Origin of the sequence: Streptomyces sp. 1331.2, assembly GCF_900199205.1 — a bacterium.
In the GTDB taxonomy this organism is placed as follows: domain Bacteria; phylum Actinomycetota; class Actinomycetes; order Streptomycetales; family Streptomycetaceae; genus Kitasatospora.
This window is the reverse complement of sequence record NZ_OBMJ01000001.1, coordinates 2,461,581-2,482,978: the sequence shown is the minus strand read 5'-3', so window position 1 is coordinate 2,482,978 and position 21,398 is coordinate 2,461,581. Positions and strand designations below refer to the sequence as shown.

General features: G+C 72.0%; 20 protein-coding genes and 5 tRNA genes. 16 read left to right on the top strand and 9 right to left on the bottom strand.

The features are described from left to right. Nucleotides 1–550: 550 nt before the first annotated feature. From CRP52_RS10430 to CRP52_RS40415, 4 genes are all read right to left on the bottom strand, one after another. Nucleotides 551–1,129 carry a GTP-binding protein gene (locus CRP52_RS10430; protein WP_097236136.1) on the bottom strand — a complete coding sequence of 193 codons (579 nt, stop codon included), beginning with the start codon at nt 1,127–1,129 and terminating at the stop codon, nt 551–553. Continuing rightward, a complete protein-coding gene (locus tag CRP52_RS10425) occupies nt 1,110–1,535 on the bottom strand; it encodes a DUF742 domain-containing protein (protein WP_097236135.1) in 426 nt (141 codons plus the stop codon). Before CRP52_RS10425 ends, CRP52_RS10430 begins: the two co-directional genes overlap by 20 nt. Nucleotides 1,536–1,699: 164 nt before the next feature. Beyond that, nucleotides 1,700–2,113 (bottom strand): roadblock/LC7 domain-containing protein, encoded by a 414-nt coding sequence (locus tag CRP52_RS10420; protein ID WP_097236138.1) that lies wholly within the window; start codon nt 2,111–2,113, stop codon nt 1,700–1,702. A gap of 10 nt (nt 2,114–2,123) precedes the next feature. Then, the gene (locus CRP52_RS40415; RefSeq protein WP_306458851.1) at nt 2,124–5,921 is read right to left on the bottom strand and encodes a nitrate- and nitrite sensing domain-containing protein; all 3,798 of its coding nucleotides are present in this window, start codon (nt 5,919–5,921) and stop codon (nt 2,124–2,126) included. Between the two features lie 579 nt (nt 5,922–6,500). Here CRP52_RS40415 and CRP52_RS10410 point away from each other — a divergent pair. The 8 genes from CRP52_RS10410 to CRP52_RS10375 all read left to right on the top strand — a co-directional run bounded on the left by CRP52_RS10410 (nt 6,501) and on the right by CRP52_RS10375 (nt 10,123). After that, a complete protein-coding gene (locus tag CRP52_RS10410) occupies nt 6,501–6,719 on the top strand; it encodes a hypothetical protein (RefSeq protein ID WP_097236134.1) in 219 nt (72 codons plus the stop codon). A gap of 336 nt (nt 6,720–7,055) precedes the next feature. After that, nucleotides 7,056–7,856, top strand: coding sequence for a fumarylacetoacetate hydrolase family protein (locus CRP52_RS10405; RefSeq protein ID WP_097236133.1), 801 nt, complete (start codon nt 7,056–7,058; stop codon nt 7,854–7,856). After that, the gene (gene gltX, locus CRP52_RS10400; protein WP_097236132.1) at nt 7,849–9,348 is read left to right on the top strand and encodes a glutamate--tRNA ligase; all 1,500 of its coding nucleotides are present in this window, start codon (nt 7,849–7,851) and stop codon (nt 9,346–9,348) included. The genes CRP52_RS10405 and gltX overlap by 8 nt, the downstream gene beginning before the upstream one ends. Before the next feature lie 237 nt (nt 9,349–9,585). Further along, a tRNA-Gln gene (locus CRP52_RS10395) sits at nt 9,586–9,657 on the top strand. Nucleotides 9,658–9,710: 53 nt separating this feature from the next. Then, nucleotides 9,711–9,783: transfer RNA gene (locus CRP52_RS10390), tRNA-Glu, on the top strand. A gap of 27 nt (nt 9,784–9,810) precedes the next feature. Further along, a tRNA-Glu gene (locus CRP52_RS10385) sits at nt 9,811–9,883 on the top strand. 26 nt (nt 9,884–9,909) lie between these two features. Beyond that, nucleotides 9,910–9,982: transfer RNA gene (locus CRP52_RS10380), tRNA-Glu, on the top strand. A 66-nt stretch (nt 9,983–10,048) separates the two neighbouring features. Continuing rightward, nucleotides 10,049–10,123: transfer RNA gene (locus tag CRP52_RS10375), tRNA-Gln, on the top strand. Nucleotides 10,124–10,279: 156 nt separating this feature from the next. Here CRP52_RS10375 and CRP52_RS10370 read toward each other — a convergent pair. Then, nucleotides 10,280–10,993 carry an IclR family transcriptional regulator gene (locus CRP52_RS10370; RefSeq protein ID WP_030246527.1) on the bottom strand — a complete coding sequence of 238 codons (714 nt, stop codon included), beginning with the start codon at nt 10,991–10,993 and terminating at the stop codon, nt 10,280–10,282. 234 nt (nt 10,994–11,227) lie between these two features. Between CRP52_RS10370 and leuC the strand changes: the two genes are divergently transcribed. The 4 genes from leuC to CRP52_RS10350 all read left to right on the top strand — a co-directional run bounded on the left by leuC (nt 11,228) and on the right by CRP52_RS10350 (nt 14,650). Then, nucleotides 11,228–12,667 (top strand): 3-isopropylmalate dehydratase large subunit, encoded by a 1,440-nt coding sequence (gene leuC / locus CRP52_RS10365; RefSeq protein ID WP_097236131.1) that lies wholly within the window; start codon nt 11,228–11,230, stop codon nt 12,665–12,667. A 3-nt stretch (nt 12,668–12,670) separates the two neighbouring features. Next, a complete protein-coding gene (leuD, locus tag CRP52_RS10360) occupies nt 12,671–13,267 on the top strand; it encodes a 3-isopropylmalate dehydratase small subunit (protein WP_097236130.1) in 597 nt (198 codons plus the stop codon). 182 nt (nt 13,268–13,449) lie between these two features. Then, a complete protein-coding gene (locus tag CRP52_RS40790) occupies nt 13,450–13,797 on the top strand; it encodes a hypothetical protein (RefSeq protein WP_373560477.1) in 348 nt (115 codons plus the stop codon). 133 nt (nt 13,798–13,930) lie between these two features. Then, nucleotides 13,931–14,650, top strand: coding sequence for an HU family DNA-binding protein (locus tag CRP52_RS10350; RefSeq protein ID WP_097236129.1), 720 nt, complete (start codon nt 13,931–13,933; stop codon nt 14,648–14,650). Nucleotides 14,651–14,856: 206 nt separating this feature from the next. Here CRP52_RS10350 and CRP52_RS10345 read toward each other — a convergent pair whose 3' ends face one another. Together CRP52_RS10345 and cofC are read right to left on the bottom strand one after the other, a co-directional pair. After that, entirely contained in the window at nt 14,857–15,078 is a 222-nt protein-coding gene (locus CRP52_RS10345; protein ID WP_030257846.1) for a hypothetical protein, read from the bottom strand. A gap of 131 nt (nt 15,079–15,209) precedes the next feature. Beyond that, complete coding sequence (cofC, locus tag CRP52_RS10340; RefSeq protein ID WP_179852746.1) at nt 15,210–15,893, bottom strand: 2-phospho-L-lactate guanylyltransferase; 684 nt, start codon at nt 15,891–15,893, stop codon at nt 15,210–15,212. A 230-nt stretch (nt 15,894–16,123) separates the two neighbouring features. Here cofC and CRP52_RS10335 point away from each other — a divergent pair, with 230 nt between their 5' ends. The 3 genes from CRP52_RS10335 to CRP52_RS10325 all read left to right on the top strand — a co-directional run bounded on the left by CRP52_RS10335 (nt 16,124) and on the right by CRP52_RS10325 (nt 19,174). Beyond that, nucleotides 16,124–16,954 carry a lysophospholipid acyltransferase family protein gene (locus CRP52_RS10335; RefSeq protein WP_097236127.1) on the top strand — a complete coding sequence of 277 codons (831 nt, stop codon included), beginning with the start codon at nt 16,124–16,126 and terminating at the stop codon, nt 16,952–16,954. Beyond that, nucleotides 16,951–17,955 (top strand): NAD(P)H-dependent glycerol-3-phosphate dehydrogenase, encoded by a 1,005-nt coding sequence (locus CRP52_RS10330; protein WP_257032396.1) that lies wholly within the window; start codon nt 16,951–16,953, stop codon nt 17,953–17,955. Before CRP52_RS10335 ends, CRP52_RS10330 begins: the two co-directional genes overlap by 4 nt. 73 nt (nt 17,956–18,028) lie before the next feature. After that, nucleotides 18,029–19,174 (top strand): D-alanine--D-alanine ligase family protein, encoded by a 1,146-nt coding sequence (locus CRP52_RS10325; RefSeq protein WP_097236125.1) that lies wholly within the window; start codon nt 18,029–18,031, stop codon nt 19,172–19,174. 94 nt (nt 19,175–19,268) lie between these two features. Here the strand turns inward: CRP52_RS10325 and CRP52_RS10320 are convergent, their stop codons facing one another. Together CRP52_RS10320 and CRP52_RS10315 are read right to left on the bottom strand one after the other, a co-directional pair. Further along, complete coding sequence (locus CRP52_RS10320) at nt 19,269–19,787, bottom strand: DUF3515 domain-containing protein (protein ID WP_097236124.1); 519 nt, start codon at nt 19,785–19,787, stop codon at nt 19,269–19,271. A gap of 19 nt (nt 19,788–19,806) precedes the next feature. Next, nucleotides 19,807–20,040: an Lrp/AsnC family transcriptional regulator gene (locus tag CRP52_RS10315; RefSeq protein ID WP_097239984.1), complete on the bottom strand. Its 234-nt coding sequence runs from the start codon at nt 20,038–20,040 to the stop codon at nt 19,807–19,809. 223 nt (nt 20,041–20,263) lie between these two features. Between CRP52_RS10315 and CRP52_RS10310 the strand changes: the two genes are divergently transcribed. Continuing rightward, complete coding sequence (locus CRP52_RS10310) at nt 20,264–21,229, top strand: thiamine-phosphate kinase (RefSeq protein WP_097236123.1); 966 nt, start codon at nt 20,264–20,266, stop codon at nt 21,227–21,229. Nucleotides 21,230–21,398: the final 169 nt, after the last annotated feature.

Here is a 21,398-nt window from a genome sequence, read left to right as displayed (position 1 = left end):
ATGGGGGACAAACAGCCGCCGGAGGGCACCCGCGTCGGCACAATCTGGACATTCACCGACATGACGGAGCAAAACCGTGGTCATCTGGCGCTGAGTGACGCTGTTTCGCCACGCTGCGTCATTGTTGATCACAAAATGCCTACCGAACTGTTATCCGCTGCTTATACACGGGTCTTGCGCGGTGCCCCCGGAGGGCACCGGCCGGTAAGCATCGAGGCCCCGGCGGCCCGTTGGGTGGACGGGCCGCCGGGGCCTGACGGTTGCAGTTGTTTCGCGCACTCGCCTCCGGGGCGCTGGGACCCGGTGCCGACGGTCGTCGCTCCGATGCCCCTCGTTCCTCGGGGCCTCCTCGCTTCTCCCTTTCGGCACCGGCGCGCCCCTTCGGCTCGGCGCGGGCCGCGCACTCGTCCGGGGCGCTCGGACCCGGTGCCGACGGTCGTCGCTCCGATGCCCCTCGTTCCTCGGGGCCTCCTCGCTTCTCCCTTTCGGCACCGGCGCGCCCCTTCGGCTCGGCGCGGGCCGCGCACTCGTCCGGTCTTGGTCGCCCTGTTCAGCGGAGTCGGGCGAGGAGGGCGTGTTCGACGAGGGTGATGAGGGCGCTTTTGGCGCTGTCCCGGCGGCGGGCGTCGAGGGTGATGACGGGGGTGTCGGTGCCGAGTTGGAGTGCTTCGCGGACTTCGTCGGGGGTGTGGGGCTGGTGTCCGTCGAAGCCGTTGAGGGCGACGACGAAGGGGAGTCCGCTGTTCTCGAAGTAGTCGAGGGCGGGGAAGCAGTCGGCGAGGCGGCGGGTGTCGACGAGGACGACGGCGCCGATGGCGCCGCGGACGAGGTCGTCCCACATGAACCAGAAGCGGTCCTGTCCGGGGGTGCCGAAGAGGTAGAGGATGAGGTCTTCGTCGAGGGTGATGCGGCCGAAGTCCATGGCGACGGTGGTGGTCGTCTTGCCGGAGACGTGGCTGAGGTCGTCGATGCCGGCGGAGGCCGAGGTCATGACGGCTTCGGTGCGCAGGGGGTTGATCTCGGAGACGGCGCCGACGAGCGTGGTCTTGCCGACACCGAAGCCGCCCGCGACGACGATCTTGGCCGACGTCGTGGCCCGGGCGGATCCGTTAGAGCTTGCGAAGTCCACTGAGGACCCTTTCGAGCAGCGTGACATCGGGCGTTCCGCCCGACTCGCCCGCGGCGGCGGGCTGGTGGATGGCGACGAGACCGGCTTCGGCGAGGTCGGCCACGAGGATGCGGGCGACACCCAGCGGCACACCGGCCAGTGCGGAGATCTCCGCGATGGACTTGACCTCACGGCAGAGGTTGACGATCCGCGCGTGCTCCGGCAGGAGACCGCCGGTCCGCTCGGCGGAACCGGTCGTGGAGATCAGGGCCTCGATGGCGAGCTGGTACCGCGGACGGGTCCGACCGCCGGTCATCGCGTACGGGCGGACCAGCGGCTGCTGCTCGTAGCCGTCGGACTGCTGCCCGCCGTAGCCGCTGCCGTACCCGTTGCCGTACGCGCCGGCGGGTGTCGAGGGCGGGGTCATGGGTCCTCCTTGTGCTGCAGCCTTGAGCAGCCGGTTCCAGCTGGGGCGGTGCCAGCTGAGGCGGGATCAGCTGCCAGAGGGTAGCTGAGGGTGAGTCGCCGGGTCCGGTCGGGTCGGACCCGGCGGCGGGGTGGGACGGGTGGGTGGATCCGTGCGGGCTCCGGTCAGTGCAGGAGACTGCCCTGGAGTTCCGCGCGGAGTGCGGGGGTGAGGACGGCGCCTGCGCGGTCGACGAGCAGGGCCATCTCGTAGCCGACGAGGCCGATGTCCGAGTCGGGGCTGGCCAGGACGGCGAGGGCGGAGCCGTCGCTGATGGCCATGAGGAACAGGAAGCCCCGTTCCATCTCCACGACGGTCTGGTTGACCTCGCCGCCCTCGAAGATCCGGCTGGCGCCGGAGGTGAGGGAGGTGAGGCCGGAGGCGACGGCGGCGAGCTGGTCGGCGCGGTCGCGCGGGAAGCCCTCGGACATGCACAGGAGGAGGCCGTCCGCGGAGACCACCACGGTGTGGGACACCCCGGGGGTGTTGTCCACGAAATTGGTGATCAGCCAGTTCAGGTTCTGTGCGGCCTGGCTCATCTGGTTCAACTCAACGCTCCTGGTGATCTGCGCCGTTGCCGTCGCTCCGGCCACCGAAACTATCGAATCCGGGCTGCTGAGCACCATGCTGGGAGCCCGGCTGATTGGCAGCCTGTTCGGCGCCGGCCCGGCGGCCCTGCTGGATGCCGCGGCGCAGGTTGGTCAGCCGGCCGCGGACCTCCTCGGGGGCCCGGGAGACCTGCGGGCCGGTCAGCGGCGCCGCCTCGGCGGTGCCGGAGACCAGGTTGGCCTGCGGGGTCCGCCGGGGCAGGCCCGACATCGTGACGCCGTTGGTCGAGGGCTCGCGGATCTGCTCGGCGCGGCGCCAGCGCTCGTCGTTCGCGGACGGCCGCCAGGGGGCCTCGCCGACGCCCGGCTGCTGCTGCTGGGGCTGCTGGGCCTGGACCTGCTGCGGTTGCTGCGGGGCCTGGGCCTGCTCCTGGAGCTCCGGCGCGGAGGTGCCGGGGCGGCGCGGCTGGTACTGGCGCTGACGCGCCTGCTCCGGGCCCTGCGGCTGGGTCTCGGCCTGCGGGTACCAGGGCTGCTGGCCGGCCGCCTCGGACGGGCCGGTCGGCAGCGCCATCGGCTCCTGGTGCGGCAGCGGCAGCGGCTGCGGCGGCTGCTGGAGGGCCTGCTCCGGGCGGACCGGCTCCGGCCGCGCCGGGTTCGGCACGTTCGGCAGCACCGGCTCGACCAGGCCGAGGCCCAGCGGGTCGCGCGGGTCGATCTGGCTGGCCTCGAAGCGCGGGCGAGCGAACTGCTGGGTGCTCTCCACCGGCGCCGGCTCGGCCGACGGCAGCGGCTGAGGCTGGACCTGCTGGGGCTGCTGGACCTGCTGGGGCTGGGCCTGCGGCGGCAGCTGCGGCTGACGGTCGCGCTGCGGCGCGTCCGGGCCGGGGCGCTGCGGACGACGCGGACCCTGGGCACCGGGCCGGCCGGCGGCCTCGGGGGCACCGGGGCCCTGGCGGCCGGGGGCGCGCTGCGGCAGGCCGTCCTGCGGACGGTTGCCCGGACGGGCACCCTGCTGGGGCGCACCGGGACCGCCGGGGCGGCCGTGCTGGGGCTGCTCGCCGGCCCGGGCACCCGGACCACCGTCGAACCCGGCACCGGGGCGCTGCCGTTCCTGGCCGGGCTGCGGCTGACCGGGCTGGGGCTGACCGGGCTGCTGCTGACGGCCGCCGCGGCGGGGCAGGCCGTTCGGGCCGCCCTGCGGCGGACCCTGGCGGCCGGGGGCGCGCTGCGGCAGGCCGCCCTGCGGCGACTGCTGCGGCTGCTGGGCCTGCTGGGGCTGCTGCTGGGTCTGCTGCGCCTGTGCGGGCTGCTGGGGCCGGCCCGGCCGGCCCTGGTTCCGGCCCTGCTGACCCGGGCCCTGCGGTGCGGGGTTCTCGCGCAGCGACTGGCCGATCTGGCGGGTCGGCAGACCGCCGGGGCGGCCGCCGGCCGCACCGGGACCGCCCGGCGCGCCCGGGCCGGCCGGAGCCGCCGGACCGCCCTGCGGGCCGGGGCCACCCTGGCCGAGCTGCGGACGGCTGCCCTGCGGGGCACCGCCGGCCGGGCCCTGGCCGAGCGCGGCCGGGCCGTTCTGGCGGCCGGGCGGCACCTGGCGCTGCTGGCGCGGCGTCGGGGCGACCCCGCGCTGCTGCTTGCCCGGCGCGGCGCCGGCCCGGCCTGCGCCGCGGCGGTCGCCGGAGTTGGTGACGTCCACCGGCAGCATGACCAGCGCGGTGGTGCCGCCGGAGTCGCTGGGGCGCAGCTGGATCCGGATGCCGTGGCGCAGCGACAGTCGACCGACCACGAAGAGGCCCATGCGGCGGGAGACCGAGACGTCCACCGTCGGCGGGTTGGCCAGGCGCTCGTTGATCTCGGCGAGGTCGTCGGGGCTCAGGCCGATGCCGGTGTCGTGGATCTCGACCAGCACGCGGCCGTCGGGCAGCGCGTGGCCGGTGACCCGGACGCGGGTCTGCGGGCTGGAGAACGAGGTGGCGTTCTCCAGCAGCTCGGCGAGCAGGTGGACGAGGTCGTTGACGACGCGGCCGGCGACCTCGGCCGACGGCACGGCGGCGAGTTCGATGCGCTCGTACTGCTCCACCTCGGAGGCGGCGGCGCGGAGCACGTCGACCAGCGGGACGGGGCGGGTCCAGCGGCGGCCCGGGTCCTCACCGGCGAGGACGAGGAGGTTTTCGCCGTTGCGGCGCATGCGGGTCGCGAGGTGGTCGAGCTTGAAGAGGTTGGCCAGCTGGTCCGGGTCCGCCTCGCGGCTCTCCAGTTCGGAGATGAGCGACAGCTGGCGCTGGATGAGGCCCTGGCTGCGGCGCGAGAGGTTGGTGAACATCGCGTTGATGTTTCCGCGCAGGAGGGCCTGCTCGGCGGCGAGGCGGACGGCCTCGCTGTGCACCATGTCGAAGGCGTGCGCCACGTGGCCGATCTCGTCGGCGGAGTCGACGGCGACCGGTTCGACGGTGGTGTCGACGTCGTGCGGGTCGCTCTCGGAGAGCGTCTTGACCAGTTCGGGCAGGCGGCGCTCGGCGACGTCCTCGGCCGCGGCCTGCAGTCGGGTCAGCGAGCGCACCATCGAGCGGGCGATCAGACCGGCGCCACCGAGGGCGACGAGCAGCACCAGGGCGACCGCGACACCGATGATCAGGGCGTCCGTGTCGGCCTGGGACTGCAGGTCCTGGGCCTTGCCGTCGAGGTTCTCGATGAGCTTGGACTCGATCCGGCGCTCGGCGCTGATCTTGGCGCTGGACTTCTCGAACCAGTCCTTGTAGGTGACCGGCTCGGTCTGGTGGATGCCGCCCTGAGTGAGGATCGTCTGGGCGTAGCGGTCGGCGTCGGCGACGACGCCGTTGTAGCTCAGCTGGCTGCGCAGGTTGTCCAGGTCGTGCGCGGTGTAGATGTTGTTGAAGCTGGCGATCGCGTTGTCGTACGACAGGCGCAGGCGGATACCGAAGGACTCGTCGCTCGGGCTGAGGTCGGGGCCCTTGGGGTTGGCGAGCGCGGCGCTGATCAGGGCCCGCTGCTGCGAGGTCGCGTTCTTGGCGAGCGAGAACTGCTGCAGCGCGCGGGTGGAGACGACCAGGTCCTTGTTGTTCGAGGCGAGTGCGATGTCCTGGGTGATGGACAGCAGGTCGCGGATGATCACGTCGTAGGCGGTGATCGTCGACTGGATGTTCTGGTTGTTCTGGTACGGCAGGCTGCGGGTGTCCGCGATCGAGTTCAGGTCCTTGCGGATCTGCAGCAGCAGCGCCTTACCGCCGGACAGTTCGAGGTTCTCGAACTTGTCGGAGGAGGCGGTGAAGGTGCGGCTCAGGTCGTCGGTGGCCTTGCGGGCGGCGACGATGTCGTCGTCCAGCTGGGCGTTCGGCTCGTGGGTGATCGGGCCGGCGCTGATGTCGCGCTCGGTCTGCAGCGCGTCCGCGAGGTTGGTCGCCTTCTTGGCCAGATCGGACAGGTTGGCCATCTGGGCGAGTTGCTGCGAGTTCTCCATCGAGGTCTGGATGCGCAGGCCACCGAGGACCAGCGAGACCATGACGGGGAGGGCGAGCAGGGCGATCAGACGGGTGCGGATGCGCCAGTTGCGCATCGCGAGCCGGTTCAGACCGGTGGCCCGGCGTCGGGTCAGGGAGGTCCGGAACTTGTCCCGGGCGGACTTCCGCTCCTGACCGTCGTCCTCCGGGCGGCCGACGGCCTCGGGGGTCACCGGCTCGGCCGGGCCGCCGGGCGGCGCCGCCTGCTGGGCGGCTGCCGCGGGCTCGCGCGACTCCGGGTTGCCCGCGGCGCCGCTACCCCTTTTGAAACGTCCCTGCACTGGCGTCGCAACCTCTGGACCGGGCGTCCCGCCGCGTCGCCACGGCCTGGACGGTGTCGAGTTTCCATCCGCCCCCCGGCCGGTCCGGGAGAGCGGGTCACCGGGGTGGACCACTCCCTACCCACGGTCCGTCGCATTCCAGCACAGCCGGGGAATCCCAACAAGGGCCGCCGGAACCCGGCGCCCGGCGCTACCGACCGCTTGTGCGACCTCACTGACTGTGCGGTAACCGGACCGGAATACCGCCTTTTTCGGACACTCGCCGGATACATGCCAAGCGGACCCTAGATCGAAAAGAGTCACAGACCTTCCGGAATGCCCGTTACCGCCGATATGTCGGAAAATTCCGATGCGGCGATATGTCGGATATCTGAGTTTCGCTCGGTATTTTGTGAGCAAAATCACAGACTAATGTGTAGCTTTGGTCACGGCCTCTGTGGAAAGAGATCTCGTAACCTGGCTGTCTCCGGAGCACGGCCCCGATCAGCCTGCCCAGAACCCCTCCGAATCAATCGGAATCCATCACGTCGGTGCCGGTCCCTCGGGATCCCGCCCGGCCGCGACCACGAGGTGCTCTCGATGTCCCAGGCGAAGAACGCCACCAAGTCCACGCTGTCCTGCCGCTCCACGGCGAACCCGCGCCGGACGACGCTGGCCTCGGTCGAGGACTTCAGCAAGATCCCGGGCGCCCGCAAGCCCGAGGACGTCGTGACCTACGGCACCGAGCTGCCGGCCGTCACGGCCAACCCGCGACGCACCCAGCTGATGGTCGCCCCGGTCGTCGTCCTGGCGGACTGACCCCCCAGCGCGTTCCCCGAGAGCGCCGCCGTCACCAACGTGACGGCGGCGCTCTCGGTGTTCTCGCCCACTCGCCTCCGGGGCGCTCTGACCCGGCGCCGACGGTCGGCGCTCCCTCGCTCCTGCGTCGCTCCCTCGCGCTCTCGCTTTCGGCACCGGCGCACCCCTTCGGCTCGGAGCGGGTCAGACTGGGCCAAACGGGAGCAAAGCGGTCAGCCAGGGCCCCACGCGATAGCCTGGAGGCCGATTGACGGGGCCGCGCCCACCGCGGGCGGGGGGCCCGACCAGCGCCCGGGCGCGCCCCGGGCGGCCGACGAAGCGAGGGGTAGCCCAGCCGTGCGCATTGCCAGGTTTTCCGTCCGGGAAGGGAGTCCTGCCGCCGGCAGCGTCTCCTTCGGCGTGGTGGAGGGCGATCCTTCCCAGCCCGAGTCGATGGTCGTCCACGCGCTGGCCGGCCACCCGTTCGGCCAGCCCCAGCCCACCGGCGAGAGCTACCGCCTCCAGGACGTCCGGCTGCTGAGCCCGATGCTCCCGAACAAGATCGTGGCGGTCGGCCGCAACTACGCGGCGCACGCCGCCGAGCTGGGCAACGAGGTCCCGGACGTCCCGCTCACCTTCTTCAAGCCGTCCACCGCGGTCGTCGGCCCGACCGAGAGCATCGCGTACCCGCCGTTCTCCTCGGACGTCCAGCACGAGGCCGAACTCGCCGTGGTGATCGGCCGGATGTGCCGCGAGGTGCCGCTGGACCGGGTGCCCGAGGTGATCCTCGGCTACACCTGCGCCAACGACGTCACCGCCCGGGACGTCCAGCAGCGCGAGGGCCAGTGGGCCCGGGCCAAGGGCTTCGACACCTCCTGCCCGCTGGGCCCGTGGATCGAGACCGACCTGGACCCGAGCGACCTGGCCGTCACCTGCACGGTCAACGGCGAGCTGCGGCAGACCGGCCGCACCTCCCTGATGCTCCGCTCGGTCGCCGAGCTGATCGTCCACATCTCCGAGGCCATGACGCTGCTGCCCGGCGACGTCATCCTCACCGGCACGCCCGCAGGGGTGGGCCCCCTCAACGTCGGCGACGAGGTCGCCGTCTCCATCGAAGGCATCGGCACTCTCACCAACAAGGTGATCAAGCGTGGCTAACACTGACCCGGCCGTCCGGGTTCGCTTCTGTCCGTCCCCGACCGGCAACCCCCACGTGGGCATGGTCCGTACGGCCCTCTTCAACTGGGCCTACGCCCGCCACACCGGCGGCACCATGGTCTTCCGGATCGAGGACACCGACTCCGCCCGCGACTCCGAGGAGTCGTACGAGCAGCTGCTGGAGGCCATGCGCTGGCTCGGCCTCGACTGGGACGAGGGCCCGGAGGTCGGCGGCCCGCACGCGCCGTACCGGCAGTCGCAGCGGATGGACATCTACGCCGACGTCGCCCGCCGCCTGCACGAGGCCGGCCACGCCTACCACTGCTACTGCAGCACCGAGGAGCTGGACGCCCGCCGCGAGGCCGCCCGCGCGGCCGGCAAGCCCTCCGGCTACGACGGCCACTGCCGGGACCTGACGGACGACCAGGTCGCCGTCTACAAGCTGGAGAAGCGCGAGCCGATCCTGCGCTTCCGGATGCCCGACAAGACCATCAGCTTCGACGACCTGGTGCGCGGCACGCTCACCTTCGAGCCGGAGAACGTGCCGGACTACGGCATCGTCCGGGCCAACGGCGCCCCGCTGTACACCCTGGTCAACCCGGTGGACGACGCCCTGATGGGCATCACCCACGTGCTGCGCGGCGAGGACCTGCTCTCCTCCACCCCGCGGCAGATCGCGCTGTACGCCGCGCTCGCCGAGATCGGCGTCGGCGCGGGCCTCACCCCGCGCTTCGGCCACCTGCCGTACGTGATGGGCGAGGGCAACAAGAAGCTCTCCAAGCGCGACCCGCAGTCCTCGCTCAACATGTACCGCGAGCGCGGCTTCATCCGTGAGGGCCTGCTCAACTACCTGTCCCTGCTGGGCTGGTCGCTGGCCGAGGACCGCGACCTGTTCGACATGGACGAGATGGTCGCCGCCTTCGACGTCGCCAAGGTGAACGCCAACCCGGCCCGCTTCGACCTGAAGAAGTGCGAGGCGATCAACGCCGAGCACGTCCGCCGGCTGGCCCCGGAGGACTTCGCCGCGCGCCTGGTGCCCTTCCTGCAGAACGCCGGGCTGCTGCCGGCCGAGCCGACCGCCGAGCAGCTGGACGTGCTCGCCAAGGTCGCGCCGCTCACCCAGGAGCGGATGGTCGTGCTGAGCGAGATCGTGAACATGGCCGGCTTCCTGTTCGTGGCGCCGGAGGACTTCGCCCTCGACCCGGACGACGCCGCCAAGGTGCTGACCGCGGACGCCCGCCCGGTGCTGGAGGCCAGCATCAAGGCGCTGGAGGAGCTCGCGGACTTCACCCCGGAGCCGATCCAGGCCGCGCTGCGGGCGGCGCTGGTGGAGGGCCTGGGCATCAAGCCCAAGTTCGCCTTCACGCCGCTGCGGGTGGCCGTCACCGGCCGCCGGGTCTCGCCGCCGCTGTTCGAGTCCATGGAGCTGCTGGGCCGCCCCGAGACGCTGCGCCGCCTGCGCTCCGCCCTGGACGCCCTGCCGGCCGCCTGAGCGGGCCGCTGAGCAGGCCGCGGGCCCGGCTTCGTGCCGGGCCCGCGGCGTACCCGGAGGCCATCTGCCGGTCTCCCGGCCGCTGCCTGGGGTTATCGATTTTGGAGCCAGGGCCGACGTCGGGTAATGTTCTTTCTGCGCCGCCCGGGAGGGAACGGACGAGGGAGCGAAAGCCCCCCGCCGGGACCGAACGAGAGGCGCAGCGCCTGGGAAGATCCCGACGAGGGTCAACTCTGGTGGGGTATGGTGTAATTGGCAGCACGAGTGATTCTGGTTCATTTAGTCTAGGTTCGAGTCCTGGTACCCCAGCGCAGTACCGCAGTTCGCAAGATCCGCGGCATCGCAGTACAAACGAAGATCAAGCCCCCGTTGTGTAGCGGCCTAGCACGCTGCCCTCTCACGGCAGTAGCGCCGGTTCGAATCCGGTCGGGGGTACGGATCCCGCAAGGGATCACCTGGAAAGCCCCCGTTGTGTAGCGGCCTAGCACGCTGCCCTCTCACGGCAGTAGCGCCGGTTCGAATCCGGTCGGGGGTACGGATCCCGCAAGGGATCGCCAGGAAGCCCCCGTTGTGTAGCGGCCTAGCACGCTGCCCTCTCACGGCAGTAGCGCCGGTTCGAATCCGGTCGGGGGTACTTCAGAGCAGGAAGCCGGTGGCTGTGTCCTTTTCAAGGATGTGCCCATCGGCCCTTGCTTTGTGTTGGGGTATGGTGTAATTGGCAGCACGAGTGATTCTGGTTCATTTAGTCTAGGTTCGAGTCCTGGTACCCCAGCCAGAAATTGAAGGCCCCGGTTCCCGGGGCCTTTTTTGCTTTGTGCCGTGAATGCCCAGAAGGGCCCCGCTCGATTCCGAGCGGGGCCCTTCTGCGTTTTCGGTGGGGGAGTGGGTGAGGGAAAGGGGTGGGTGGGGGATTCGCCCCGGGCAGCGGGGGTCAGCTGCGGCGGAGGGCCTCGGTGAGCCGGTTCGCGGCCTCGATGATGGCCTGGGCGTGCAGGCGGCCCGGGTGGCGGGTCAGCCGCTCGATCGGGCCGGAGACGGAGACGGCGGCCACCACGCGGTTGGAGGGGCCGCGGACGGGCGCGGAGACGGACGCGACGCCCGGCTCCCGCTCGCCGATCGACTGGGCCCAGCCGCGCCGCCGGACGCCGCTCAGCGCGGTGGCGGTGAAGCGGGCGCCCTGGAGGCCGCGGTGGAGCCGCTCGGGCTCCTCCCAGGCCAGCAGGACCTGGGCGGCCGAGCCGGCCTTCATCGGCAGGGTGCTGCCGACCGGGACGGTGTCCCGCAGGCCGGAGAGCCGCTCGGCGGCGGCGACGCAGATCCGCATCTCGCCCTGGCGGCGGTAGAGCTGTGCGCTCTCGCCGGTGACGTCGCGCAGGTGGGTCAGGACCGGGCCCGCGGTGGCGAGCAGCCGGTCCTCGCCCGCCGCGGCGGAGAGTTCGGACAGGCGGGGGCCGAGGATGAAACGCCCCTGCATGTCCCTGGTGACCAGACGGTGGTGTTCGAGTGCGACGGCGAGTCTGTGGGCCGTGGGGCGCGCCAGACCGGTGGCGGCGACCAGCCCCGCCAACGTGGCGGGGCCCGACTCCAGTGCGCTCAGCACCAGAGCGGCCTTGTCGAGAACGCCGACGCCGCTAGTGTTGTCCATGCCCTAAGACTGCAGTCTCAGTCCGCGAGACGCAAGTTCAATCTCGCCGGAAAAGCGCCACTCTGGATAGCAGCAGCCCGGGAGACAACCAGGATGCGGCCTCGTCCGAGTGTCCGCATCGTGGACAGCGATCCGGCGTGCAGGTCGTGCGAAGGTGCCCCCGCACTGGGCGGCGCACGCTTCGACCTCGACGACACGAGAAGGCCGGCACCGCGGCCGGCTGGAGGGAATCCGATGGGACGGACACTCGCAGAGAAGGTCTGGGACGACCACGTCGTGCGGCGTGCGGAGGGCGAACCCGACCTCCTCTTCATCGACCTGCACCTGCTCCACGAGGTCACCAGCCCGCAGGCCTTCGACGGGCTGCGGCTGGCCGGCCGCCGGGTCCGCCGCACCGACCTGACGATCGCCACCGAGGACCACAACACCCCCACCCTGGACATCGACAAGCCGATCGCGGACCCGGTCTCCAAGGTGCAGCTGGAGACCCTGCGTCGGAACGCTGCCGAGTTCGGCGTCCGGATCCACTCCCTCGGCGACGTCGAGCAGGGCGTCGTGCACGTCGTCGGCCCGCAGCTGGGCCTGACCCAGCCCGGCATGACCGTGGTGTGCGGTGACTCCCACACCTCCACCCACGGCGCCTTCGGCGCGCTGGCGTTCGGCATCGGCACCAGCCAGGTCGAGCACGTGCTGGCCACCCAGACGCTGCCGCTGGCACCGTTCCGCACCATGGCGATCACCGTCGAGGGCGACCTGCCCGAGGGCGTCACCGCCAAGGACCTGATCCTGGCCGTCATCGCGAAGATCGGCACCGGGGGCGGCCAGGGCTACGTCCTGGAGTACCGCGGTTCGGCGATCCGGAGCCTGTCCATGGAGGCCCGGATGACCATCTGCAACATGTCGATCGAGGCCGGCGCCCGGGCCGGCATGATCGCCCCGGACGAGACCACCTTCGACTACCTCCAGGGCCGCCCGCACGCCCCGCAGGGCGAGGACTGGGACGCCGCCGTGGCGTACTGGAAGACCCTGGTTACCGACGAGGACGCGGTCTTCGACCACGAGATCTTCATCGACGCGAACGAGCTGAGCCCCTTCGTCACCTGGGGCACCAACCCCGGCCAGGGCGCCCCGCTGGGCTCGAACGTGCCGGACCCGGCCTCCTTCGCCGACCCGCAGGAGCGCCAGGCCGCCGAGAACGCCCTGGCGTACATGGGCCTGGAGGCCGGCACCCCGCTGCGCGAGGTGAAGGTCGACGCCGTCTTCGTCGGCTCCTGCACCAACGGCCGGATCGAGGACCTGCGGGCGGCGGCCGCCGTCGTGGAGGGCCGCCGGATCGCCGACGGGGTAAGGATGCTGGTGGTTCCCGGGTCGGTCCGGGTCGCGCTGCAGGCCGTCGAGGAGGGCCTGGACAAGGTGTTCACCGCGGCCGGCGCCGAGTGGCGCCACGCGGGCTGCTCGATGTGCCTGGGCATGAACCCCGACCAGCTCGCCCCGGGGGAGCGCTGCGCCTCCACCTCGAACCGCAACTTCGAGGGCCGGCAGGGCAAGGGCGGCCGCACCCACCTGGTCTCCCCGCAGGTCGCCGCCGCGACCGCGGTGCTGGGCCGACTGGCCTCGCCCGCCGACCTGACCGCCGCCGACCTGGCGGACACCGACGTCACCGTGGAGGCCTGAGCCATGGAGAAGTTCACCACCCACACCGGCCGGGCCGTCCCGCTGCGCCGCAGCAACGTGGACACCGACCAGATCATCCCGGCCCACTGGCTCAAGAAGGTCACCCGATCCGGTTTCGAGGACGGGCTGTTCGAGGCCTGGCGCAAGGACGAGTCGTTCGTCCTCAACCGGCCCGAGCGGCAGGGCGCCACGGTCCTGGTGGCCGGCCCCGAGTTCGGCACCGGCTCCTCCCGCGAGCACGCCGTCTGGGCCCTGCAGAACTACGGCTTCCACGCGGTCATCTCGTCCCGCTTCGCCGACATCTTCCGGGGCAACTCGCTGAAGAACGGCCTGCTCACGGTCGTCCTGCCGCAGGAGACCGTGGAGCAGCTCTGGGTGCTCACCGAGAGTGACCCTTCGGCCGAGATCACCGTTGACCTGGAGGCACGCGAAGTGCGGGCCGAAGGCGTCACGGCGGCCTTCGAACTGGACGACAACGTCCGGTGGCGGCTGCTCAACGGCCTGGACGACATCAGCATCACGCTGCAGAACGAGGCCGACATCGCGGCCTTCGAGGCGACCCGCCCGGCGTTCAAGCCCCGTACCCTGCCGGTCGCCTGAGTTCCCTTCAGAACAAGCATTCTGACGATCCGCCGGATGGCCCGCGCCCCCCTCGGGGGGGCCGGGCCATCCGGCGTTCCGGAGCACGAGTTAGCGCCGGGGGCCGCCCCGGATTGCCCATTTGGCTTTGCGGAAGAGGGCCCCGCGCAAGTACAACTGCGGGTAGATGGCACAATCAGTACATGCACCGGCACCATGAACCTCCGTACGCGGGCGGCGAACCCGCGGCTGAGGACTCCATGGGCCGGCCATCCGAACGCCGAATTGACGATCGGCCGGACGTCACCTCCGCGCCAGCTGAGGGGCCGGACGACCAGGAAGTCGCAGCGCTCTACGCGCTCGTGGCCGAGCGGTTGAAGCAAGCTCACGACCGCGTGCATGCGCTGAACGTGTCTGCCGATGCAAAGACCGCTCTCACCCGTCAACTCCTCATCGTCACCGAGACCGCCAAGCGCGATCTTCCGGAGGCGGCAAGGCGGTTGAGTCGCTTTGTACATGACCTCGACGAGGGGCGCCCGCCGCTCGGCTGAGGTCGCCGACGCGCAAATCCATTGCGACACTAGGGTGATTCGCGCGTTTGGTAATTGAAAGTCCGCAGATACATACCTAACGTGCGAAAAGAACGGATGGAATCATCCGGCGCCCGTTTCCGAAGGGGAAGACGTGAACAAGGCTCAGCTTGTCGAAGCGGTGGCCGAGCAGCTGGGCGGTCGCAAGGCTGCCGCAGAGGCCGTCGACGCAGTGCTCGACACCATGGTCCGTGCCGTCGTGGCCGGTGACCGGGTCTCGGTCACCGGGTTCGGCACCTTCGAGAAGGTGGAGCGCTCCGCGCGCTTCGCCCGCAACCCGCAGACCGGCGAGCGCGTCAAGGTCAAGAAGACCTCGGTGCCCCGCTTCCGCCCGGGCCAGGGCTTCAAGGACCTGGTCAGCGGCAGCAAGAAGCTGCCGAAGGAGGGCCCCTCGGTGAAGAAGGCGCCCAAGGGCTCCCTCACCCCGGGCAAGACCGGTGTGGCCGCCACCCCGGCCGCCAAGCGCGCCGCCACCAAGCGTTCCGCCACCGCTGCCGCCGCCGCTCCGGTCACCAAGAAGGCCGCTGCCAAGAAGGCGACCACCACGGCTGCCGCCAAGAAGACCACGGCCACCGCCGCGAAGAAGGCGACCACCGCCAAGAAGACCGCTGCGAAGACCACCGCTGCCGCCAAGAAGACCACGGCGACCGCGACCAAGAAGACGGCCGCCGCCGCCAAGAAGGCGACCACCACCGCCGCCGCCAAGAAGACCACGGCCACCGCCAAGAAGGCGACCGCCACGGCCAAGAAGACGGCTCCGGCGAAGAAGACCGCCACCCGCAAGACCACCGCGCGCAAGACCACCGCCAAGTAAGTCCCGCGCGACCGTCCTCGGACGGCCTTCGGCCTAGAGCCGCGGCACCCCTCCCGCGCATCGCGGAGACCGGTGGCCGCGGCTCTTTCGGTTTCCGGGCGCTCGGTCAGGATTCGACGGCGTGCGGCGGGCCGGGGGCGTCGACGGTGAACTGCCCGGTGGGGGCCCTGGAGGGGCGTCCTGTCGGGCGGCCGCGGTGCGGAGGTTCAGCCCTCGGCGGGGTCGGGGAAGGTCTGCAGGGTCACGAAGACCACCCGGCGGGCCTCGCCGGTGCCCTCGGTGCGGATCCGCACCCGCTGGCCGGGGCGCAGCAGCCGCAGGCCGCCGGCGTCGAAGGCGGCCGCGTCGAACGGCACCGGGGTCCCGTCGTCGAGCAGCACGGAGCCGGCCCGGGTGGCGGGGTCGAAGGTGAACGCGGTGGCCTGCATGCCAGCAGCATAGCGAGCGGGCCGGGGCGGGTCGGGGCCGTGCGTCGGTCGGGCCGGGCTCGGGCCGGGCTCTGACCGGGCTCGGCCCTGTGGCAGGCCCGGGACGGGCTCAGGGCAGAGCCGGGACCGGTTCAGGACAGGTTCAGGCGGGCGAACAGCGCGCTGGTGTACGGGCCGAGACCGAGCGCCGCCGCCTCGCCGAGGTCCGCTCCGGTGTCGACGTCCCGGCGCACCGACTCCACCTCCGCGAGCCGCAGTTCGAGCGCCCCGCCGGCCGCGTGCCGGGCCCGCGAGCCGTCCCCGAAGGCGGGGAAGAGCGGGCGCCCCGGGGCGCAGGCGAGCAGGGTGGTGCCCAGGCCCGGGGAGTCCGGTAGGAAAGCCCGGCCGTCCGGCGGCACGGCGCCCAGCACCCGGGCCAGTTCGGCCGGGCGCAGGGCCGGAAGGTCCGCGGAGAGGGCGGCCAGCGGAGCCCGCGGGGCGAGCGCCAGGGCGGCCGAGGCCCCGTGCGCCAGCGCCCGGTTGAGGCCGCCGCCGGGCTCGTCGGCGACCACCCGCGCGCCGAGCGCGGACAGCCGGGCGCCCGCGGCGGCGTCGCGGGTGACCACCAGGACCCGGGCGACGCCCGGGGTGGCCAGCGCGGCGGTGACCGTGTCCAGCGCGAACGACAGCGCCAGGTCGGCCCGGTGCGGCCCGGCGTACGGGGCGAGTCTGCTCTTCGCCAGGGCGAGCGGCTTGAGCGGGAGCACCAACGACCATCCGGCGGTGGGTGCGGCGGGCGCGACGGGCTCGCTGGGGCGTACGGTGTCCTGGGTCATCGGCGTCATTGTGACGCTGGTCCCGGAGCCCTCGCCAGGCCGTCCGAACTGTGCGGACGTGCGTTTGATCACGCCCGCGGGGCGGGTTGGCGCGGTCGCTCGACAGCCGGTGAGCGGGCGGGCGAGACTGGTCCGCGTCCGTGGCCCGGTCACCGCTCGTTCCGGTGCACGGCACCGGGAGGACATGACCGCGGCACCCCACGTGCCGCATCGGATGAGAAGGAGCTGGGGTGGCCCGCCGCTCGTACGCCAAGTTCGGCAACGCCGACTACGGCATCTGGTACCGCTTCGCGGCCGTGCTGGTGAAGCCGGTGACGACCGCCCTGGTGAAGCCCGACTGGCGGGGCTGGGAGCACCTTCCGAAGGAAGGCGGCTTCATCGCCGCGGTGAACCACAATTCGATCATCGACCCGGTGATCTACGCGCACTGGCAGTACAACAGCGGCCGCCCGCCGCGCATTCTCGGCAAGTCCTCGCTGTTCTCGATCCCCTTCATCGGATTCATGCTCCGCAAGACCGGTCAGATTCCGGTTTTCCGTGATTCCACCGATGCCGCGCAGGCGTTCCGGGCCGCGATCGCCGCCGTCAACAGCGGTCAGTGCGTGCAGTTCTACCCGGAGGGAACGCTCACCCGGGATCCGGACCTGTGGCCGATGACCGGGAAGAGCGGGGTCGCCCGGGTCGCGCTGATGACCGGCGCGCCGGTCATCCCGGTCGCGCACTGGGGCGCGCACGAGATCATCCCGCCGTACGGCCGGCCCGGCTACGGGAAGGGCAAGTTCAACCTCTTCCCGCGCCACAAGGTGACCGTCGCGGCCGGGCCGCCGGTGGACCTGAGCAAGTACCAGGGCCTGGAGCTCACCACCCAGGTGCTCGCCGACGCGACCGAGGACATCATGACGGCGATCACCGCCGTGCTGGCCGAGGTCCGCGGCGAGGAACCGCCCGCCGAGCGCTACGACATGCGCAAGGCCGCGCGGCAGCGCGCCGCGGCGGCACTGGCCGAGCGCCGGCGCGCCAAGGGTGAGCCCGACAAGGGCGTCGAGGAGGCCGGCAAGTGACCCGCTGCGCAGTGATGGGGACCGGCTCCTGGGGCACCGCGTTCGCGATGGTGCTCGCCGACGCCGGCTGCGAGGTCGTGCTCTGGGCCCGCCGTCGGGAACTGGTGGACGCCGTCAACTCCACGCACGAGAACCCGGACTACCTGCCGGGCGTCCGGCTGCCCGACACCGTCCGGGCCACCACCGACGCCGCCGAGGCGCTGGCCGGTGCCGATTTCGCGGTGCTGGTGGTGCCCTCGCAGACGCTGCGCGACAACCTCGCCGCCTGGACGCCGCTGATCGAGCCGCAGACCGTGCTGGTCAGCCTGATGAAGGGCATCGAACTCGGCACCGCCAAGCGGATGAGCGAGGTGATCGACGAGGTCACCAAGGTCGGCCCGGAGCGCGTCGCGGTGGTCAGCGGGCCCAACCTGGCCAAGGAGATCGCCAACCGGCAGCCCGCGGCCAGTGTCGTCGCCTGCGCCGACGAGGCCGTCGCCAAGCGGCTCCAGGCGGCCTGCCACACGCCGTACTTCCGGCCGTACACCAACACCGACGTGGTGGGCTGCGAACTCGGCGGCGCCGTCAAGAACGTGATCGGCCTGGCCGTCGGCATGGCGGCCGGCATGGGGCTCGGCGACAACACCAAGGCGACGCTGATCACCCGCGGGCTGGCCGAGACCACCCGGCTCGGCGAGGTGCTGGGCGCCGACCCGCACACCTTCGCGGGGCTGGCCGGGATGGGCGACCTCGTCGCCACCTGCTCCTCGCCGCTGTCCCGCAACAACACCTTCGGCATGAACCTGGGCCGGGGCATGTCGCTGGAGGAGACCATCGCGGCCACCCGGCAGACCGCGGAGGGCGTCAAGTCCTGCGAGTCGGTGCTCGACCTGGCCCGGCGCAACGGGGTCGACATGCCGATCGTCGAGGCCGTGGTGGACGTGGTGCACAACGGGCGGCCGACCCAGGAGGCGCTGCAGGCGCTGATGTCGCGCTCGGCGAAGGCCGAGCGGCGGCGCTGACACTCCGGGGGGACGTGCCCGCCGGGGCGGTTGACGTCCCGGAAACACGTCGCACGGTAGTCTCAAACCCGATATGAGCATCGAACAGTCCTCCCCGAACCCGTCCGCCCCGAAGCCGCGCGTCGCGCTGGTCTTCGGCGGACGCAGCTCCGAGCACGCCATCTCGGTCTCCACCGCGGGCAGCGTGCTCAGGTCGATCGACCGCGACAAGTACGACGTGCTGCCGATCGGCATCACGCACGAGGGCCGCTGGGCGCTGACCAGCGACGAGCCGGCCCGGATGGCCATCACCGACGGCAGGCTGCCGGACGTGGCCCACGTCGCCGAGGCCGTCGACGGGCAGGTCGCGCTGCCGGTCGCCCCGGGCAGCCGGGAGGTGCTGCTCAACGAGCCGGGCAGTGCCCCCAAGGCCCTCGGCGAGGTCGACGTGGTGTTCCCGCTGCTGCACGGCCCCTGGGGCGAGGACGGCACCCTGCAGGGCCTGCTGGAGCTCTCCGGCGTCCCGTACGTGGGCAACGGCGTGCTGGCCAGCGCGGCCGGCATGGACAAGGAGTTCTCCAAGCGGATCCTGGCCTCGCACGGCCTGGACGTCGGCCGCTACACCATCGTCCGGCCGCGCGACTGGGAGACCGAGGAGGGCCGCGCGGAGGTGCGCGAGCGGGCCGGCGAGCTCGGTCTGCCGCTGTTCGTGAAGCCCTGCCGGGCCGGCTCCAGCATCGGCATCACCAAGGTCAAGGACCTGGCCGACCTCGACGCCGCGATCGAGGAGGCCCGCCGGCACGACCCCAAGCTGATCATCGAGGCGGGCGTGACCGGCCGCGAGATCGAGTGCGGTGTGCTGGAGTTCGAGGACGGCCCGCGGGCCAGCGTGGCCGGCGAGGTCCTGGTCGGCGAGGGCTACGACTTCTACGACTTCGAGGCCAAGTACATCGACTCCTCCGACGTGCAGATCCCGGCGAACCTCACCCCCGAGGAGCTCGCCGAGATCCGGCGCCAGGCCGTCGTGGCCTTCGAGGCGCTCGGCTGCGAGGGCCTGGCCCGGGTGGACTTCTTCCTGCTGGAGGACGGCACCTGGATGATCAACGAGATCAACACCATGCCCGGCTTCACCCCGATCTCGGCCTACCCGAAGATGTGGGAGGCCAGCGGGGTCCCCTACCCGGAGCTGATCGACCGGCTGCTGCAGACGGCGCTGCGGCGCTCGACCGGTCTGCGCTAGCGGTCCGTACGGCGGAGTCTTCGTACGGCGGAGGGCGGGCCGGGAGCTCCCGGCCCGCCCTCCGTACGTCGTGCGCCGTGTGGTGCCGTCCCGCTCAGCCGGGGACGTTGGCCTTGACCAGCGGGGTGAGCGCGGCCGCCGGGTCGAAGGGGTTCCGTGCGGCCCCGGCCGGGACGGTCACCTCGACGTAGGCGGCGCGCATGGTCGTCACGAAGCGGTAGCCGCCGTCGCCGAGCTTCTGCGACCACCAGGTGACGTCGTCGACGGTCGGGGACCAGTCCTTGGCGTGCTCGCCGTCCAGCTCCTCCGGGCGGTCGATGCCGCAACGCAGCACCGTCCGGGGCGAACTGTCCCAGGCGGCCACGTACGGGGAGGCGGGCGACGGGTCCTTGCGGGCGTGCCCGAGCAACTCCGGTGGCAGCGCGGCGGCCAGCGCCCTGCAGTAGCCGGCCGCCTTGCCGCCCGGCGTCGGGGCCTCGACCTTCGGATCGGCCGGGCCCCAACTGCCGACCAGTGCGACGACCGCGCAGGTCAGCGCGACGGGCAGGGCAAGCCAGCGGATCGGCGCCGGCAGGGCGGTCAGCGCCCGGGGGACACGGAGTTCTCTGGCCACCCGCCGATGGTAGCCGGGGTTACAGGTGGACCACGGGACAGGTGAGGGTGCGGGTGATGCCCTCGACCTTCTGCACCTCGGCCACCACCAGGCGGCCCAGGTCGTCCATGGTCTCGGCCTCGGCCTTGACGATCACGTCGTAGGGGCCGGTGACGTCCTCGGCGGTGAGCACGCCGGGGATCCCGGCGATCGTACGGGCCACCGCGGTGGCCTTTCCTACCTCGGTCTGGATCAGGATGTATGCCTGTACCACGGGGACCTCCCGGCGGCCGGTTACGGGGATCGCCGCCGTGATCACCCGGTCAGGATTCGAGGGTGGGGTGGGCTCACCGGCAGTCTGATCACCACGCTACCGCGCAGCGGGCCGGGGAGGGGAGACTTCCGCACCTCCGAAGGGCGTACGCTGCGCGCGGGGGAGCGCGACGGGGACCGGAACGGATGGCAGTGCCATCCGGAAGAAAGGCGAGAGGACGCAGATGCAGGGGACCGTGGGCGAGCTCGGCGAGTTCGGCCTCATCAGGGAGCTGACCGCCCGGGTACCGCTCACCGATGCGGTCGACCTCGGCCCGGGGGACGACGCCGCGGTGGTGCGGGCTCCGGACGGCCGGGTCGTGGCGACCACGGACGTCCTGATCGAGAACCGGCACTTCCGCCGGGACTGGTCCACCGCCTACGACGTGGGCCGCAAGGCCGCCGCCCAGAACCTCGCCGACGTGGCCGCGATGGGGGCGGTGCCGACCGCGATACTGCTCGGCCTGGTCGCCCCCGCCGACCTGCCGACCACCTGGGCAACCGAGTTGATGGACGGGCTGCGCGACGAGTGCCAGGTGGCCGGGGCGACGGTGGTCGGCGGCGACGTGGTGCGCGGCGACACCGTCACGCTGGCCATCACGGCGCTTGGGGACCTCCAGGGGCGCGCGGCGGTGACCCGCTCCGGCGCGCAGGTCGGCGACGTGGTCGCGGTGACCGGCTGGCTCGGCTGGTCGGCCGCCGGACTGACCGTGCTGCAGCGCGGCTTCCGCTCCCCGCGCGCCTTCGTCGAGGCGCACCGCAGGCCCGAACCGCCGTACCACGCGGGCCCGGCGGGGGCCGAGTTGGGCGCCACCTCGATGATCGACGTGAGCGACGGGCTGGTCGCCGACCTCGGCCACGTGGCCCGGGCCAGCGAGGTGGACATCGACCTGAAGGCCGCCGACTTCGACGTCCCGGCGCAGATGGCGGACATCGGCCAGGCGGTCGGGGTGGACCCGTTGGTCTGGGTGCTCTCCGGCGGCGAGGACCACGCGATCGTGGCGACCTTCCCGCGCGGGGTCCAACTCCCGGCCCGCTGGCGGGTGGTGGGCGAGGTGACCGGCCGGCCGACGGGCAGCCGCAGCGGCCGGGTCACGGTGGACGGCGCGCCCTGGGACCGGGTCGGCGGCTGGGACCACTTCGCCGAGTGAGAGGCTGCCGATCGCGCAGTCGCGGGTGCTGTTCTCCTCGCGGGGAGCGGGACATGACGCTCCGCGCGTGCGAGGGACGGGCTTCGCGGGTGCGTTGTGCGTAGGCTTGCGCCATCCGAGCCCGCCCGCCGGCCCGTCCGGCGCGGGCGGGCCGAACCACGGCGAGCGG

Excerpts from the sequence above, each read along its gene's own strand:
- CRP52_RS10425 (WP_097236135.1), bottom strand. The coding sequence starts at position 1,535 with ATGACCCCGCCCTCGACACCCGCCGGCGCGTACGGCAACGGGTACGGC.
- CRP52_RS10420 (WP_097236138.1), bottom strand. The coding sequence starts at position 2,113 with ATGAGCCAGGCCGCACAGAACCTGAACTGGCTGATCACCAATTTCGTG.
- CRP52_RS10410 (WP_097236134.1), top strand. The coding sequence starts at position 6,501 with ATGTCCCAGGCGAAGAACGCCACCAAGTCCACGCTGTCCTGCCGCTCC.
- CRP52_RS10370 (WP_030246527.1), bottom strand. The coding sequence starts at position 10,993 with ATGGACAACACTAGCGGCGTCGGCGTTCTCGACAAGGCCGCTCTGGTG.
- leuC (WP_097236131.1), top strand. The coding sequence starts at position 11,228 with ATGGGACGGACACTCGCAGAGAAGGTCTGGGACGACCACGTCGTGCGG.
- leuD (WP_097236130.1), top strand. The coding sequence starts at position 12,671 with ATGGAGAAGTTCACCACCCACACCGGCCGGGCCGTCCCGCTGCGCCGC.
- CRP52_RS40790 (WP_373560477.1), top strand. The coding sequence starts at position 13,450 with ATGCACCGGCACCATGAACCTCCGTACGCGGGCGGCGAACCCGCGGCT.
- CRP52_RS10345 (WP_030257846.1), bottom strand. The coding sequence starts at position 15,078 with ATGCAGGCCACCGCGTTCACCTTCGACCCCGCCACCCGGGCCGGCTCC.
- cofC (WP_179852746.1), bottom strand. The coding sequence starts at position 15,893 with ATGACCCAGGACACCGTACGCCCCAGCGAGCCCGTCGCGCCCGCCGCA.
- CRP52_RS10325 (WP_097236125.1), top strand. The coding sequence starts at position 18,029 with ATGAGCATCGAACAGTCCTCCCCGAACCCGTCCGCCCCGAAGCCGCGC.
- CRP52_RS10310 (WP_097236123.1), top strand. The coding sequence starts at position 20,264 with ATGCAGGGGACCGTGGGCGAGCTCGGCGAGTTCGGCCTCATCAGGGAG.